Below are 16,439 nucleotides of genomic sequence, written 5' to 3' on the forward strand. Positions count from 1 at the left end.
GGTGCCCACCATCGGAGTAGCCATCGCGATCCCCGAGCCCTGGGCGACCGAGCTGCAGGACTACCGGACGTCCATCGGCGACGCGACCGCGACGCACATCCCGACCCACATCACGCTCATCCCGCCGACCGAGGTCGCGGACTCCGACCTCGACGCCGTGACCGGGCACCTGGCCGAGGCGTCCGCCGGCGTGGACCCCTTCGACATCCACCTCCGCGGCACCGGGACCTTCCGTCCCGTGTCGCCGGTGGTGTTCGTGATGCTGGCCGAGGGCATCTCGGCGTGCGAGCTGCTCGCCGACGCCGTACGCCGCGGGCCGCTCGCGATGGACCTCCACTTTCCCTACCACCCGCACGTGACGATCGCCCACCACCTCGACGACGCGACCCTCGACCGGGCCTTCGACGAGCTCGCGACCTTCGAGTGCCGGTTCCCGGTCGGGGCGTTCAGCCTCTACGTCCACGACGAGCACGCCGGTTGGCAGCCCACCCACCACTACGAGCTGGGCTGAGCGATGTCCTTCGTGTCGAACGTCAAGCAACGCATCGAGGACGTGCGCGAGCACCGTCCCCTCGTCGACCACGCCGTGCGGATGGTGGAGCACTACGGCTCCGTCAACGGCAGCGCGCTGTCCGCCGCGGTGACCTACTTCGCCTTCCTGTCCTTCTTCCCGATCCTCGCGCTGTCCTTCGCCGTCTTCGGCCAGGTCGCGAAGGTGTGGTCGGGCGCCGAGGACACCCTCGTCGACGCGGCCAACTCCGTGCTCCCCGGCCTCGTGGGCGGCGAGAGCGGCGTGAGCCTCGAGACGCTCCAGGAGGCCGCGCCCGGCATCTTCAGCGTCGGGGTGCTGCTCACGCTCTACTCCGGGCTCGGCTGGCTCTCGGGCATGCGCACCGCGCTGATCGCCGTCTTCGAGGAGCCGGAGCGCGAGCAGCCGAACTTCGTCGTGGGCAAGGTGCGCGACGTGCTGGCGCTCCTCGCGCTGGGCTCGATCCTCGTCACGAGCGTCGCCGTGTCGGGCATCGCGACCAAGGTGCTCACCCCGATCGTGGAGTGGCTCGGCCTCGGCGTGGTCGCCGAGGTGTTCTTCTGGGCGCTCGCCCTCGTCCTCGGCATGGCCGCCAACACCCTGCTCTACTTCGCCTTCTTCCGGCTGCTGGCCCACCCCAACGTGCCGACCCGCTCGCTCTGGTCGGGCGCGCTGCTCGGGGCCATCGGCTTCGAGGTCCTCAAGCAGCTCTCGACGTTCCTGCTCAAGAGCACGGCGAGCTCGCCGGCCTTCCAGGCCTTCGGCATCGCGCTGATCCTCCTGGTGTGGATCAACTACTTCTCCCGCATCGTCGTCTTCGCCGCTGCCTGGGCCTTCACCTCGCCCGCCGCCCGCGCCGAGCGCGAGGCCCGCACGTCTGACGCCCGCGCGGTCGAGGGCCCGCAGATGGACCTGACCGCGGCCGCGGCCGTCGTACGCCCCGCCTCCGCCGGTGCCTCCACCACGGGTGCGTTCGCCGCCGGCGCCGCCTCGATGCTCGGGCTGGTCGCCCTCGTCCGCCGTCGGCGGTCCTAGGGGTCCGTGGGGTCCGCCCCCCGCCGCCTGGAGCGGTGAGTGAGACAACTTCTCGGCGTTCAGAACCTGCGTCACTCACCGCTGGGCTGTCGACTCCGACCTGAGCGGTGGGTGAGACAACTTCTCGGCGTTCAGAACCTGCGTCACTCACCGCTCGACGAGGGGGTTCCGCGCGCCACCAGCTGTCCACAGGTGCGCACCTCGGGAGGTCGTCCCCAAGGCGGTGTCGGAGCGGCTGGTCCTCGGCGGGACGGGCTGGCTCCATGGCGGGATGTACGCCGTCCCCGATGAGTTCCGCAACCGCCCCTTCCGACGCTCCGAGGCGCTCGAGTCCGGCATCACGCGCGGCGTGTTGGCAGGACCGCAGTTCCGCCGACTGTACGACGCTGTCTACTGCCACCGCGGCCTCGAGCCGTCGTTCGGCGACCGACTTGCAGCTGCGCGGCTCGCCCTGCCCGACGAGGCGCTGACGACAGGCATCACCCGGATCCAGGAGCTCGGCGTCGACTACGGTCCGCGCACCCCGCTCCACTTCGTCGTGCAGGGAGACCACCACCTGGCACTGCCCGACGTCTTCCTGCACCGGACGGTCAAGCTGCCTCCGAACGACGACGGCGCGGCCACCGCCGAGGCGGCCTACGTGGCCTACTGCGCGGCCGCTCGGTTGATCGACGCGATCAAGGTCGGTTGCGAGATGCGCCGCCTGGGCCTGCTGGACCTCGGCCTGCTCGATCGGATCATCGAGGAGGAGCCGTGGCGCCGGGGCGTCGCGGAGACGTCGTACGTGCTGCCCCACCTCGACGACCGGTGCCGGTCGCTGCCCGAGGCGGAGCTGCTGGCGTACGTCGTCCGCGCCGGTCTGCCCGTTCCACAGGTCAACCGCACGATCGAGCTCGCGCCCGGGATCGAGGTCACGCCGGACCAGTGGTTCGCCACGAGCGAGGTGGCGATCGAGTACGAGGGCAGGCAGCACCAGGAGGACCGAGGGCAGTACAACGCGGACATCGACCGCTACCGCGCCTACCGACGTCACGGCGTCGCCTACGAGCTGATCACCCAGGAGCGGCTGCGGACCCCGAGGACCGCCGTGCGCACCGTCCACGCTGCTCTCGTGCAACGCGGGTACGACGGCCCGGCGCCCGACTTCGGCGGGACGTGGGAGGCCCTCTTCCAGCCGATCAGCCGGCTGGTCCGCCCGCGCATCCCTCGGCAGCGGTGAGTGAGACAGGTTCCAGGTCGCCAGAAGCTGCGTCACTCACCGCTCAGCCGCGACAGAGCGCAGGAGCGGTGAGTGAGACAGGTTCTTGCCGCAGAAAAGCTGCGTCACTCACCGCCCACAGCGTCGCAGCACCACACACGCCACGAGGGCCGGGGGTGACACCCCCGGCCCTCGTCGACGCTGGTGGATCAGTGGCCGTGCTTGATGGCCGTGCGCAGGTCCTTGTTGAGCTGGGAGATCACGTCGAGCGGGATCTCCTTGGGGCAGGCCGCGGTGCAGGCACCGATGTTGGTGCAGCCGCCGAAGCCCTCGTGGTCGTGCTGGGCGACCATGTTGACCACGCGCTCGTCGCGCTCGGGCTGGCCCTGGGGCAGCAGGCCGAGGTGGGTGACCTTCGCGCCGAGGAAGAGCGAGGCGGAGCCGTTGGGGCAGGCCGCCACGCAGGCGCCGCAGCCGATGCAGGTCGCGACGTTGAAGGCGCGGTCGGCATCGTCCTTGGGCACGGGCACCGAGTGGGCCTCGGGGGCCGAGCCGGTGTTGACCGAGATGTAGCCGCCAGCCTGGATCATGCGGTCGAGGGCGCCGCGGTCGACCACGAGGTCCTTGAGGACGGGGAAGGCGTCGGCGCGCCACGGCTCGACGGTGATCGTGTCGCCGTCGGTGAAGGACCGCATGTGCAGCTGGCAGGTGGTGGTCACCTCCGGGCCGTGGGCCTCGCCGTTGATCATCAGCCCGCAGTTGCCGCAGATGCCCTCTCGGCAGTCGGACTCGAAGGCGACCGGCTCCTCGCCCCGGTCGTTGAGCTGCTCGTTGAGCACGTCGAGCATCTCGAGGAACGACATGTCGGGCGAGACGTCGGCCACCTCGTAGGTGTGGATGGCGCCCTCGGACGCCGCGTCCGGCTGACGCCAGATCTTCAGGGTCACGTTCACTTGTAGCTCCGCTGCTTCATCTCGATGGCCGTGTAGACCAGGTCTTCCTTGTGGAGGATCGGCTTCTCGTCGAGGCCGGCCCACTCCCAGGCGGCGACGTAGGCGAACTCCTCGTCGTGCCGCAGCGCCTCGCCGTCCTCGGTCTGCGACTCCGACCGGAAGTGGCCGCCGCAGGACTCGCGCCGGTTGAGCGCGTCGACGCACATGAGCTCGCCCAGCTCGAAGAAGTCGGCCACGCGGTGCGCCTTCTCCAGCGACTGGTTGAGCGACTCCGAGGCGCCGAGCACCTTGACGTTGCGGTAGTAGTCGTCGCGCAGGCCGCGGATCAGGTCGATCGCCTTCTTCAACCCGGTCTCGTTGCGCTCCATGCCGCAGTACTCCCACATGATGTTGCCGAGCTCGCGGTGGTACGAGTCGACGCTGCGGGTGCCGTTGACGGACAGGAAGTGCTCGGTGCGGGCGCGCACCGACTCCCGCGCCTCCACCACGGCCGGGTGGTCCTCGCCGATGGGCTCGAACGGGCCGTCGGCGAGGTAGTCGCGGATCGTGTGGGGCAGGACGAAGTAGCCGTCGGCGAGGCCCTGCATCAGCGCGGAGGCGCCGAGGCGGTTGGCGCCGTGGTCGGAGAAGTTGGCCTCCCCGGTCACGAACAGCCCGGGGATCGTCGACTGGAGGTCGTAGTCGACCCACAGCCCGCCCATGACGTAGTGCACGGCGGGGTAGATCCGCATCGGCACCGCGTAGGGGTCCTCGCCCGTGATGCGGGCGTACATGTCGAAGAGGTTGCCGTACTTGTTGGCGACCGCGTCGCGCCCGAGCCGGTCGATCGCGTCGGCGAAGTCGAGGTAGACACCACGGCGGGTGCCGTCGACCTCGGGGCCGACGCCGCGGCCCTCGTCGCAGACGTTCTTCGCGGCGCGGGAGGCGATGTCGCGGGGGACCAGGTTGCCGAACGAGGGGTAGATCCGCTCCAGGTAGTAGTCGCGGTCCTCCTCGGGGATGTCGCGCGGGTCCTTGTCGCAGTCGGCCTGGTTCTTCGGCACCCAGATCCGGCCGTCGTTGCGCAGCGACTCCGACATCAGCGTCAGCTTGGACTGGTGCGAGCCGGAGACCGGGATGCACGTCGGGTGGATCTGCGTGTAGCAGGGGTTGGCCATGTAGGCGCCCTTGCGGTGCGCGCGCCACGCGGCGGTGACGTTGGAGCCCATCGCGTTGGTGGACAGGTAGAACACGTTGCCGTAGCCACCGGAGGCGATGACGACGACGTCGGCGAGGTGGGTCTGGATCTCGCCGGTGACCATGTCGCGGGCGATGATGCCGCGGGCCTTGCCGTCGGCGACGATCAGCTCGAGCATCTCGTGGCGGGTGAACATCGAGACGGTGCCGGTGGAGATCTGCCGCTCGAGGGCCTGGTAGGCGCCAATCAGCAGCTGCTGGCCGGTCTGCCCGCGGGCGTAGAAGGTGCGCGAGACCTGCACGCCGCCGAAGGAGCGGTTGTCGAGCAGGCCGCCGTACTCGCGGGCGAAGGGGACGCCCTGCGCGACGCACTGGTCGATGATGTTGGTGCTGACCTCGGCCAGGCGGTAGACGTTGGACTCGCGCGAGCGGTAGTCGCCGCCCTTGACGGTGTCGTAGAACAGCCGGTGGACGGAGTCGCCGTCCTCCTTGTAGTTCTTCGCGGCGTTGATGCCGCCCTGCGCGGCGATGGAGTGCGCCCGGCGCGGGGAGTCCTGGTAGCAGAACGTCTTGACGTTGTAGCCGGCCTCGCCGAGCGTGGCGGCGGCCGAGGCGCCGGCCAGGCCGGTGCCGACGATGATGATGGAGAGCTTGCGGCGGTTGGCCGGGTTGACCAGGCGCGCCTCGAACTTGCGGTTCTGCCAGCGCTCGGCGACGGGACCGTCGGGCGCCTTGCCGTCGACCAGTGGCTCGCCCGGCGTGTAGTAACCCATCGCGTCGTCGTAGTCGCCGTCCGGCGCGACGGTGGCCGAGGCCTCGGTCGCGGTGACGGTGTCGGGCATGTCCATGTCGTGGCTCACGTGCGATGACCCCTTACTTGGTGATGATGCCGGCGAGGACGGCGAGCGGGACGAGGGAGTAGCCGCCCGAGATGACGAGTGCGGTGACGAAGCCGACCTGCTTGGCCCGGCGGCGCTTGGCGGCGGTGCCGGTCCAGCCGAGGGTCTGGGCGGCGCTCCAGATGCCGTGGTGCAGGTGGGCGCCCAGCGCCAGCATCGCGACGAGGTAGATCACGGTCATCCACCACACGTCGAAGGTGTCGACCATGAGGTTGTAGGGGTCGTTGGTCGCCCCGCCCTGCGGGTTGACCTTGCCGATCGTGAAGTTCAGCAGGTGCCAGACCAGGAACACCAGGATGGTGACGCCGCCCCAGCGCATCATCAGGCTCGCGCGGGTGACGCCGGAGTTCTTCTTCACGGCGTACTTCGTGGTGCGGGCCCGGGCGGCGCGGCGCCAGAGCAGCACGCCGGTGACGACGTGCACGACGAGCGAGATGATGAGGCCGAGCCGGAGGATCCACAGCGCGCCCTCGTGCGGCAGCAACGGCTCGCCGAGCTCGCGCAGGTGGTGGGCGTACTCGTTGAACGTGTCGTGACCGCCGAAGGCCTTCAGGTTGCCGTACATGTGCGCGAGCACGAAGCCCACGAACAGGAAGCCGCTGACGGCCATGGCGAGCTTCAGCGCGACGGTGGTGCGCGATGCCCGCGCGCCCTTCACCAGGGTGGGACCGGACGGGCGGGAGGCGTTGATTTGGGTTGCCACCTCTTCACCGTATATCTCGGATCACGCGGAGGCCGCGCCGAGGCAGTGTGAGGTTCGTCCGGGCGCGCCCACTTCCGCTGGAGTGTGACTCACGCCATAGTCGGAGCCATCGCCCGGACCCCACGCCCGGACCGTCTGGAGGACGCATGGCAACGACCGACCACGGCGTGACGAGTCCGACCCGCGCGCACGTGGAGGCGCGGACCCTGCGCCAGGACCGGTGGTGGCTCCAGCCGCTCGCGACGTTCGTGGTCTTCTCGGCCTTCGTCGTCTACGCCAGCGTCCGCGCGTTCATGGGACGCGACTACTACGCCTCGCCCTACCTGTCGCCGTTCTACTCGCCGTGCCTCGGCGACTGCGTCGAGGGGGCGTCCGACTTCGGGCAGCCGTTCGCCTGGTGGCCGCTGTCGGCGGCGCTGATCATCCTCGTCTTCCCGCTCGGCTTCCGGATGACCTGCTACTACTACCGCAAGGCCTACTACCGCGCGTTCTGGATGAGCCCGCCCGCGTGCGGCGTCGCGGAGCCGCACGCGTCGTACTCCGGCGAGACCCGCTTCCCGCTGGTCCTGCAGAACGTCCACCGCTGGTTCTGGTATGCCGCCGTGGTCGTCGGCCTGGTCCTCACCTTCGACGCGGTCCTGGCCTTCCGCCCGATGCCGGCGCAGTACGCCGTGGGCGACGGCGAGACCAGCGGGGTCCACATGGGGCTCGGCACGCTGCTGATGATCGTCAACGTGGCGCTCATCTGGCTCTACACGCTCTCGTGCCACTCGTGCCGCCACATCGTCGGCGGCCGGCTGCGCCACTTCTCCAGGCACCCCGTCCGCTACCGGCTGTGGACCTGGGTCTCGCGGCTCAACGAGAGCCACGGCCGGTGGGCGTGGTACTCGCTGTTCTCCGTCGCCCTCGTCGACCTCTACATCTTCCTGCTCGCCACCGGCACGATCCAGGACATCAGGTTCTTCTGAGATGACCCGACACGAGATGACCGGCAACGAGATGTCGCCCGAGGCCCGCGGCGGCATGGAGCGCCACGCGTACGACGTCGTGGTGATCGGTGCCGGCGGCGCCGGGCTGCGGGCTGCGATCGCCGCGCAGGAGGCCGGCGCCCGGACGGCGGTGGTCTGCAAGTCGCTGCTCGGCAAGGCCCACACCGTGATGGCCGAGGGCGGCGCGGCCGCGGCGCTCGGCAACCGGTGGCCCGAGGACAGCTGGAAGGTCCACTTCCGCGACACGATGCGCGGCGGCAAGATGCTCAACAACTGGCGGATGGCCCAGCTCCACGCCCAGGAGGCGCCGGAGCGGGTGCTCGAGCTCGAGGACTGGGGCGCGCTGTTCGACCGCACCGAGGACGGGCTGATCTCCCAGCGCGACTTCGGCGGCCACCGCTACGCCCGGCTGGCCCACGTCGGTGACCGCACCGGGCTCGAGCTGATCCGCACCCTCCAGCAGCGCACCGTGCAGCTCGGCATCGACGTCTTCATGGAGTGCACGGTCACCGACGTCCTCAAGGAGGCCGGCGACCGGGAGGGCCGCGTGGCGGGCGCCTTCGCCTACTGGCGCGAGACCGGCCGCTTCATCACCTTCGAGGCGCCCAGCGTGATCCTGGCGACCGGCGGCATCGGCAAGTCCTACAAGGTGACGTCCAACTCCTGGGAGTACACCGGCGACGGCCACGCCCTCGCGCTGCGGGCAGGGGCGAGCCTGATCAACATGGAGTTCGTGCAGTTCCACCCGACCGGCATGGTGTGGCCGCCGTCGGTGAAGGGCCTGCTCGTCACCGAGTCGGTGCGCGGCGACGGCGGCATCCTGCGCAACTCCGAGGGCGAGCGCTTCATGTTCGACTACATCCCCGACTACTTCCGGGCGGAGACCGCCGACACCGAGGAGGAGGCGGACCGGTGGTACGACGACAAGAAGAACAACCGTCGGCCGCCGGAGCTCCTGCCCCGTGACGAGGTGGCGCGGGCCATCAACTCCGAGATCAAGGCCGGGCGCGGCTCACCGCACGGCGGCATCTTCCTCGACATCGCCAGCCGCCGCGACGCCGACTACATCCGCAAGCGGCTGCCCTCGATGTACCACCAGTTCAAGGAGCTGGCCGACGTCGACATCACCGCCGAGCCGATGGAGATCGGCCCGACCTGCCACTACGTCATGGGCGGCGTCGAGGTCGACCCCGACACCCAGGAGTCGGCCGTGACCGGGCTGTACGCCGCGGGCGAGGTGTCCGGCGGGATGCACGGCTCCAACCGGCTGGGCGGCAACTCCCTCTCCGACCTGCTCGTCTTCGGCAAGCGGGCCGGCGAGGCCGCAGCGGCGTACGCCGTCACCTCCGGGCAGCAGGGCGCGCGTCCGGTGATCGACGAGGTGGACGTCAAGGAGGCGCAGGCGAGCGCGCTGGCGCCGTTCGACGTCGCAGCCGACGCGTCGGGGGGCTCCGAGAACCCCTACACGATCCAGCAGGACCTCCAGCAGTCGATGAACGACCTCGTCGGGATCATCCGCACCGCACCGGAGCTCGAGCGCTCGCTCGAGGCGCTGGAGCAGCTCAAGGAGCGGGCGACCCGGATGGTGGTCGAGGGCCACCGCCAGTACAACCCCGGGTGGCACCTCGCGCTCGACCTGCGCAGCATGCTCCTCGTCAGCGAGTGCATCGCCCGGGCCGCGCTGGCCCGCCAGGAGTCGCGGGGCGGGCACACCCGCGACGACTTCCCGGGGCCCGACCCCGGGTGGGGCGCCAAGAACCTGGTGCTCACGCTCGACGCGTCCGGCGACGGCGTGGACATCACGGAGCAGGCGCTGCCGGTGATGCCCGCCGACCTCGAGCAGCTCTTCCAGGACACGTGAGGGGACGGACATGGCCTACGACCTCAAGATGCGCGTGTGGCGCGGCGACGCGGAGGGCGGCGAGCTCACCGACTACACCGTCGAGGTGTCCGACGGCGAGGTGGTGCTGGACGCGCTGCACCGCCTGCAGGCCACCCAGACCGGCGACCTGGCGATCCGCTGGAACTGCAAGGCCGGCAAGTGCGGCTCGTGCAGCGCCGAGGTCAACGGCCGCCCACGGCTGCTGTGCATGACGCGCCTCTCGGACTTCGACCAGGCCGAGACGATCACGGTCACGCCGATGCGCACGTTCCCCGTCATCCGCGACCTGGTCACGGACGTGTCGTTCAACTACGAGAAGGCCAAGCAGCTGCCGTACGCCGAGCTCGGCCCGCGCGACGCCGACGGCAAGCGCCGGATGATGCAGGTCGACGTCGAGCGGGGCCAGGAGTTCCGCAAGTGCATCGAGTGCTACCTGTGCCAAGACGTGTGCCACGTGGTGCGCGACCACGAGGACAACAAGCAGCACTTCGCCGGGCCGCGCTTCTTCATCCGCTACGCCGAGCTCGACATGCACCCCCTCGACACCCACGACCGTCGCAGGCTCGCGCAGGACGCGGCCGGGCTGGGGATGTGCAACATCACCAAGTGCTGCACCGAGGTGTGCCCCGAGGGGATCCACATCACCGACAACGGGATCATCCCGATGAAGGAGCGCGTGGTCGACCGGAAGTACGACCCGCTGGTGTGGCTCGGCAACAAGATCGGCCTGCGCAACCGCGACGACGACGGCCGCACCGAGGTCTAGCCGGTCAGCAGCGGCTCAGGAGGGCTGGACCCGGCGGGACTTCCTCGCGCCGCCGCGGTGGGCGATCTCGATCCGGCTGCCGTCGCGGTCCGTGGCGGCGCCCTGCACGACGATGGTGACCAGGCCGTCCTCGAACGTCGCCTCGATCTGCTCCGGGGTCACGTCGTCCGGCAACGTGATCGCGCGCCGGAACTCGCCGTGGTAGCGCTCGCGGACCAGGAACGTCGCGTCCTCGGCGTGCTCGGCCTCTCCCGCCTGGCGCGCGCCGGAGACGGTCAGCACGCCGTGGTTGAACCGCAGGTCGACGTCGGCGGGGTCCACGCCCGCGAGCTCGATGCGGATCACCAGGTCGTCGCCCGTGGCGAGGATGTCGGTGCTGGGCACCCAGGCCGAGGCGTGGGTGCGCTCGGGGTTGTCGCCGGAGGACTCCAGCGCCCCGTGCACGCCCAGCGAGCGCAGCCGGGAGAGCTCGCTGACGAAGTCGGTCACGCCCTCGAACGGGTTGCGGCGGTCGGGCATCGGTGGCTCCTGGGTGTGGTGGCGGGGGATCGTGGGGGACGGGTGTCAGCCGCGCAGCGGGGTCATCAGGCCGACACGGCGCAGGAACGAGCGGGCCACGTCCGCCTCGCCGCGGCCGTCGGTCACCTCGGCGTTCATGTCCACCATCGCGTCCTCGGTGAGCTGGGCGTTGACGGTGTCGATGACGTCCATGAAGGCGTCGGAGTCGATGGAGTCGAGCTTGCCCTCGTCGACGACCATCACGACGTTCTGCGAGCCGAAGAGCAGCTCGGGGTCCTCCAGCAGCGTGAAGCCGCCACCGCGCAGCTGCGGGTCGGTGGTGAAGGCGTCGACCGCGTCGACCTCGCCGTCGTCGAGCAGGGCGTACTGCTCGCCGAGCTCCACCGGCGTGAACTCGACGTCCTCGAGCCCGTAGACCTCACGCAGTCCCTCGAGGCCGAGGTAGAGGTCCTCGAACTCGGGCCGCGCCCCGAGCCTCACCCCGTCGCCGGCGGCCAGGTCGGCGAGGTCGGCGATCGAGGTCAGCCCGTTGTCCTCGGCGAAGGCGTCGGCGACGGCGATGGCGTCCTTGTTCTCGAACGGCGTCGGCTCGCTGACCTCCATGTCCTGGTCGTCGTAGTAGTCCTCCACGGCGTCGTAGGTCTGCTCGGGGTCGAGGCCGGAGACCTCCTGTCCGGCGACGATGGAGAGCACGGTGCCGGTGTAGGCGACGTAGCCGTCGATGTCGCCGTCGCGCAGCGCCTGGTCGAGGTCCTCCGCCGGGCCGACGGCCTTGCGGAGGTCGACGGTGTAGCCGTTGACGGCGAGCGCCTGCCGCCACAGCTCGCCGAGGACCAGGGCCTCGGGGAAGGCTTGGGTCCCGATCGTCACGCGCAGGGTCGCTCCCTGCGGCTGCTGGGACGCGTCGCGCTCGGTGTTGGGCTCGCCGCACGCAGCGACGAGCGCCAGCGCGGCCAGGACGAGGGCGGACCTCGTCGCGCGGCTCACGGGGCGCCGCCCGTGCCCGCGCGCTCCTTCACGACCACAGCGGGTGTCGCGCCGCCGGCGGTCTCCTCGCGGAGTGCCTTGATCCAGCACCAGGCGACGCCCACGAGCACGAACGTGAACGGCACCGAACCCAACACGGCCGCCTGTTGCAGCGCCGTCAGGCCGCCGACCAGCAGCATGGCGCAGGCGATGCCGCCCATGAGCAGGCCGAGCACGATCACCACGAACTTGGAGGGCCGCAGCGAGCCGCGCGAGGCCATCGTGGCCATCACGACCGAGGCGGCGTCGGCGCCGCTGATGAAGAACAGCGCGATGAGCACGACGCAGAGCGCGCTGCTGAGGACCGGGAGCGGGAGCACGTCGAGCGCGGTGAACAGCACCAGCTCGGGTGTGGAGAGCGAGCCGACGATGTCGGCCCGGCCGCTGCGCTGCAGCTCGATGCCGGTGCCGCCGACCACCGCGAACCACAGGAAGCCGAAGCCGGTGGGCGCGGCCACCACGCCGACGATGAACTCGCGGATGGTGCGGCCCCGCGAGATGCGGGCGACGAACATCCCGACGAACGGTGCCCACGAGACCCACCAGGCCCAGTAGAAGATCGTCCAGCCCGCCATCCACTGCTCGTCCCCGACCCCGGTCTGCAGCGACATCGGCAGCACCTGCAGGACGTAGTTGCCGATCGACTCGATGCCCTGCGAGATGACCAGGACCGTCGAGCCGCCGACGACGAGGAAGAACACGAACAGGCCGATGGTGGCGAAGGCGCCGAGGTTGGCCAGGAAGTTGATGCCCTTCTCGACGCCGGAGGTCGCCGAGACCACGAAGAGGAGGGTCACCACGACGATGATCGTGACCGCGACGGCGTCGGACTTGGGCACGTCGAGCAGGTAGTTGAGGCCGCTGTTGAGCTGGAGCCCGTTGAGGCCCAGCGCGGTGGCGGTGCCGAAGAGGGTGGCGACGATGGCCAGGGCGTCGACGAGCCGGCCGAGCGGCTTGGTGGAGGCGTCCGGCCCGAGGACCGGGGTGAAGGTCGAGCTGACCAGCACGGGCAGCCCCTTGCGGAAGCTGAAGTAGGCCATCGCCCCGCCCATGACGGCGTACATCGCCCAGCCGTTGAAGCCCCAGTGGAAGTAGGTGTAGCGCAGCGCGACGAGCGCGGCGGCCTCCGACTCCGGCTCGGCGAGGCCGTGCGGCGGGGACGACCAGTGCGACACGGGCTCGGCGATGCCGTAGAAGAGCAGCCCGGCGCCGAGGCCGGCGGCGAACATCATCGACACCCACGAGAACGTGCCGAAGTCGGGCCGCGAGTCGTCGGGGCCGAGCCGCAGCCGACCCCACGGGTGGATGACGAGGAAGATGCACAGCGCCAGCACGGAGAACGCGATCAGCACGAACACCCAGCCGAAGTTGCCGATCACCCAGCCCAACGAGCTGCCCATGACGGTCGCGAGACTGGTCGGACCGAGGAGCCCCCAGGCGACGAAGGCGGCGATCAGGGCCGCCGACCCCCAGAAGACGATCGGGTCGACGTCCTTGAGCATCCGCTTCACATGGTCTCCCGAGGACGCGCGGGCGACGGTTTCACCCGGAGGATCGGTCCACCATGGTGGCGGGCGATCCGCCTGTCAATGCGTTGTCTTGCTCCTGGATCGACTTACTCAAGGTGCGGGAGCGGGATCCACCCAGATGGGCGAGGACCACGCGACCTCCCCGTCGACCTGGAAGACGCGGGCGTAGTAGAACCGCGAGCCGCCGCCCGGTGGCTCGGGATCGGTCCAGGTGAGGTCGAGCGACGTGGTGCCCAGGCCGGACAGGCCGCCGATCCCGGGCTGCAGGCGCAGGTGACCGTTGCCGTCGCCGCCGGGGACCTCGTGGACCGGGTGGTCGAGCAGCTCGCCGAGGGTCACCTCGGTGGTCCGCTCGCCGACGCGGACGCCCACCGTGGCGTCTCGCGGACCGACCACGGTCAGCTCGATCCCGCCGCGCTGCGAGCCGTAGGGCTCGCCGAAGCTGGCCGTCGTGCACGCCCAGCGGACCGACGCCTCGTCGACCTCGACGACCTCGGGGCTCCAGAACGGTGTCTGCACGACGCGGGCGCCGCTGACGCTCAGCGTCCCGTCCCACGCGGTGGTCCGGTCGCTCCCGCCCCACTCGACGCGCACCGGGACGCTCACCTCGCCGTCCGGCACGTCGTGGCCGGACGCGGTGGCGTGGACCACGACGCCGTCGCGCAGGATGTCGACGCGGGCGAGCTCGGCGTAGCCCTCGGCGTGGACGGTGACGGTGGCCGGGCCGTCGAGGACCACGGCCTCGCCCATCAGCGCCTCGCCGACACGTACGTCGAGCAGCAGGTCGCGGGTCGTCGCCGCGAAGGTGCGGCGTGCGTGCAGCGACTCGAACACCGAGGCACGGTCCAGCGAGGACGCGAACGCGCCGACATAGCTGGCGCCGTGGCCGTGGTCGGAGGAGGCGATGAACCCGAAGCGGTGCCCGCGCTGGAGACCGTCGAGGACGAACGTGCCCTCCTGGGTCGCGTCGCTGTACTGCCGGAACGCCCCCAGCGCCTCGTAGTTGCCGCGGCACGCCTGGAAGATCTCGACGAGCCGGCTGTAGTCGGGGTGGTGGTAGTCCCAGTCGTTGTAGACCATCGCCGACCCCGGGTGGTGGGGGATGGTGATCGCCGGGAAGTCGGGGTGCTGGGCCATCTGCTCCCACAGCCCGGCCGGGTCGGTGGTGCCCTCGGCGAACGCCGAGAAGATCGGCGCGCCGCGGGGGACGTCGCCGAAGATGACGTTCTGGTGGCCGCTGTCGGCCGAGGTCCACTCGAAGCCGTAGAGCGGGACGAACCGGTCGTCGACCTTGAAGAGGTCGGCGATCTTCTGGATCGACCACCACTGGTGGTCCGAGGAGTTCTCGGAGTGGTCGGTCACGGCCCAGAAGTCGTACTCGCACACGTCCCACGCGTAGCGGTAGAAGTCCTCGAGCGACGGCTCGTCGCCGGCGGTGCACCGGCTGACGAGCGAGTGCCGGTGCAGGTCGCCCCAGTAGAGCTGGTAGGTGCGCTCGCCGCTCGTGACGGTGTAGCGCTCGCGGCGCCCGTCGCGCGCGGCGGGCTCCGCCCAGCGCCGGGCGTCCGGACGGTCGCCGGCGTGGACGCGGCTCGTCCGTGCGCCGGCCGTGGGCGGTGCCATCGCGACACCGGCCGACGCGGTCCGCGCGAGGACGACGGTGCCGATGCCGTGCACCCCGTGCCACACGACGGCGCCGTGGTGGTCGTGGAGGTAGGGGCACTCGCGTCCGCCGAACCCCTCCGTCCAGTCGAGGGCCACTTGCAGCCGGGAGTCGGTCTGGGCGGCGACGACCACCTGCGAGTCCGGGCCCGCCGCCACGGAGACCTCCTCGAGCGTCCCGTCGGTGCCGCTGAAGGTCGTCGGCGGGAGCCACCCACCGGGTCCGAGCGCCTGGGCGGCGATCTCCCAGTAGTAGGTCATCAGGGGCAGCCGCCGGTGGATGCGGTAGGCCACGACCAGCCCACCGTCCTCGGTCGCGACCAGCTTGGGGAGCCCGGCCGGCACCACGTCGAGGGTCGGGGCGAGGTCACCGGGGGCGTCGAGGAACCCGTGGTCCGTCACGGCCACGACCCGGATCGACGCCGAGACGTCGGGCAGCAGCTCGGGCGGAACGTTCTCGCTGCCGGGCCGCACCCCGTCCACCACCGCGGGGTCGGCGCCGACGTCCGCGACCGGGCGCAGCTTGGTGGGTCCACTGCCGCCGTGGCCGACGACGGTGATCAGGTCGAAGGCACACCACAGCTGCTGGTCGCGGGTGACCGCGAGGTGGGGGTGCAGCGCGTAGTCGGACCCGGACGTCAGGTCCTGCGGCTCGCCCAGCTCGCCGTCGGGCGTGCGCCGCCGCACCACGACGCGGTAGGCGCCGTCGGCGTACTCGGACCAGGCGTAGGCCGTCGCGCCGTCGGCGAAGGCGGTGACGCTCGGGTCCCAGACGTTGGCCTCGACCCCGCTGCTGACCCGGACGGTGTCGCCCCAGCCGCCGAGCGGCGTCCAGCGACGCGTGAAGATCGCGAAGCGGTCCTCGTGGCGGGCCTGCCAGCAGACCTCGAGCCCGCCGTCCGGGAGCGCCACGGCCTCCTGGTTGAACGCCGGGTGCCCGCCGTCGCTGACCGGCTCGGCGTCCGACCAGCCCGTGCCGGTCCAGCGGGTGCCCCAGATCGCGACGTCGCCGTCGTCGCTGCGCCCGAAGAGCACCCACGCGACGCCGCCGGTCGTGATCGCGGCGGTCGGCCGGTGGACGTCGGCGACCTCGCCCGAGACGACGACCGACTCGCCGGCGTCGACCTGGTCGCCGAGCGCGGCCCGGACGAGCTCGCCGCGCTCGGGGACCCACTCGGTCCAGGCGACGAGCCTCGTGCCGTCGGGGCCGACGGCCACGGTCGGGCGAGCGGCGTTGCTCGCGCCGGCGACCGGGTCCGCGCCGGCGCGGGCGTGCCCGTCGTGGCGCGGCGCCTGGTCCAGCACGGCGTGGGCGTGCGCCATCATCTCGGCCACCCGGCCCTTGCCCTCGTCCACCCACATGAACCGCAGCGGGTCGGGGTCGAGCACCTCCTCGACCGCGCGGACGTCGAGACGCGAGTTGATCGCCTCCGACATGCGGCGGTTGAACGCCAGCACCAGGTCGAGGTCGGCGCGCTGCTGCGGCGTGTAGTCGCCCCGGTGGTGGTCGGGGCCGCCGCAGACGTGCGCGTGGGAGTGACCGTGCCCGTGCGCGTGGTCGTGCATGCCGCAC

13 protein-coding genes are annotated in these 16,439 nt (G+C 70.9%); 6 read left to right on the forward strand and 7 right to left on the reverse strand.

Annotated elements, in window-relative coordinates:
- The first annotated feature begins 1 nt into the window (after position 1).
- The 3 genes from HN031_RS12105 to HN031_RS12115 all read left to right on the forward strand — a co-directional run bounded on the left by HN031_RS12105 (position 2) and on the right by HN031_RS12115 (position 2,783).
- Positions 2 to 511 (forward strand): 2'-5' RNA ligase family protein, encoded by a 510-nt coding sequence (locus tag HN031_RS12105; protein ID WP_172270196.1) that lies wholly within the window; start codon positions 2 to 4, stop codon positions 509 to 511.
- Between the two features lie 3 nt (positions 512 to 514).
- Complete coding sequence (locus HN031_RS12110; RefSeq protein ID WP_172270197.1) at positions 515 to 1,564, forward strand: YihY/virulence factor BrkB family protein; 1,050 nt, start codon at positions 515 to 517, stop codon at positions 1,562 to 1,564.
- Between the two features lie 271 nt (positions 1,565 to 1,835).
- On the forward strand, positions 1,836 to 2,783 hold the full coding sequence (locus HN031_RS12115; RefSeq protein ID WP_172270198.1) for a hypothetical protein: 948 nt from the start codon (positions 1,836 to 1,838) through the stop codon (positions 2,781 to 2,783).
- A 188-nt stretch (positions 2,784 to 2,971) separates the two neighbouring features.
- Here the strand turns inward: HN031_RS12115 and HN031_RS12120 are convergent, their stop codons facing one another.
- From HN031_RS12120 to HN031_RS12130, 3 genes are all read right to left on the reverse strand, one after another.
- On the reverse strand, positions 2,972 to 3,715 hold the full coding sequence (locus HN031_RS12120) for a succinate dehydrogenase/fumarate reductase iron-sulfur subunit (RefSeq protein ID WP_172270199.1): 744 nt from the start codon (positions 3,713 to 3,715) through the stop codon (positions 2,972 to 2,974).
- Positions 3,712 to 5,664: a fumarate reductase/succinate dehydrogenase flavoprotein subunit gene (locus tag HN031_RS12125; protein ID WP_216652404.1), complete on the reverse strand. Its 1,953-nt coding sequence runs from the start codon at positions 5,662 to 5,664 to the stop codon at positions 3,712 to 3,714. Before HN031_RS12125 ends, HN031_RS12120 begins: the two co-directional genes overlap by 4 nt.
- A 100-nt stretch (positions 5,665 to 5,764) precedes the next feature.
- A complete protein-coding gene (locus HN031_RS12130; RefSeq protein WP_322921254.1) occupies positions 5,765 to 6,493 on the reverse strand; it encodes a succinate dehydrogenase cytochrome b subunit in 729 nt (242 codons plus the stop codon).
- Between the two features lie 146 nt (positions 6,494 to 6,639).
- On the opposite strand from HN031_RS12130, the gene HN031_RS12135 reads away from it, so the two are divergent.
- Genes HN031_RS12135 through HN031_RS12145 form a run of 3 tightly spaced genes read left to right on the forward strand, consistent with a single transcriptional unit; the run spans position 6,640 to position 10,130 of the window.
- Positions 6,640 to 7,461, forward strand: coding sequence for a hypothetical protein (locus HN031_RS12135; RefSeq protein WP_172270201.1), 822 nt, complete (start codon positions 6,640 to 6,642; stop codon positions 7,459 to 7,461).
- A gap of 1 nt (position 7,462) precedes the next feature.
- Positions 7,463 to 9,343, forward strand: coding sequence for a fumarate reductase/succinate dehydrogenase flavoprotein subunit (locus HN031_RS12140; RefSeq protein WP_253943060.1), 1,881 nt, complete (start codon positions 7,463 to 7,465; stop codon positions 9,341 to 9,343).
- 10 nt (positions 9,344 to 9,353) lie between these two features.
- Positions 9,354 to 10,130 carry a succinate dehydrogenase/fumarate reductase iron-sulfur subunit gene (locus HN031_RS12145; protein ID WP_172270203.1) on the forward strand — a complete coding sequence of 259 codons (777 nt, stop codon included), beginning with the start codon at positions 9,354 to 9,356 and terminating at the stop codon, positions 10,128 to 10,130.
- 15 nt (positions 10,131 to 10,145) lie between these two features.
- Here HN031_RS12145 and HN031_RS12150 read toward each other — a convergent pair whose 3' ends face one another.
- From HN031_RS12150 to HN031_RS12165, 4 genes are all read right to left on the reverse strand, one after another.
- Positions 10,146 to 10,649 carry an Hsp20/alpha crystallin family protein gene (locus HN031_RS12150; RefSeq protein ID WP_172270205.1) on the reverse strand — a complete coding sequence of 168 codons (504 nt, stop codon included), beginning with the start codon at positions 10,647 to 10,649 and terminating at the stop codon, positions 10,146 to 10,148.
- A 45-nt stretch (positions 10,650 to 10,694) separates the two neighbouring features.
- Positions 10,695 to 11,636 carry a glycine betaine ABC transporter substrate-binding protein gene (locus tag HN031_RS12155; RefSeq protein ID WP_172270207.1) on the reverse strand — a complete coding sequence of 314 codons (942 nt, stop codon included), beginning with the start codon at positions 11,634 to 11,636 and terminating at the stop codon, positions 10,695 to 10,697.
- Complete coding sequence (locus HN031_RS12160) at positions 11,633 to 13,177, reverse strand: BCCT family transporter (protein WP_172270209.1); 1,545 nt, start codon at positions 13,175 to 13,177, stop codon at positions 11,633 to 11,635. The genes HN031_RS12155 and HN031_RS12160 overlap by 4 nt, the downstream gene beginning before the upstream one ends.
- 117 nt (positions 13,178 to 13,294) lie before the next feature.
- Positions 13,295 to 16,432, reverse strand: a complete 3,138-nt coding sequence (locus HN031_RS12165) for a DUF3604 domain-containing protein (protein WP_172270211.1) — start codon at positions 16,430 to 16,432, stop codon at positions 13,295 to 13,297.
- Positions 16,433 to 16,439: the final 7 nt, after the last annotated feature.

The organism is Nocardioides sp. zg-1308, assembly GCF_013155375.1.
Lineage (GTDB): Bacteria > Actinomycetota > Actinomycetes > Propionibacteriales > Nocardioidaceae > Nocardioides > Nocardioides renjunii.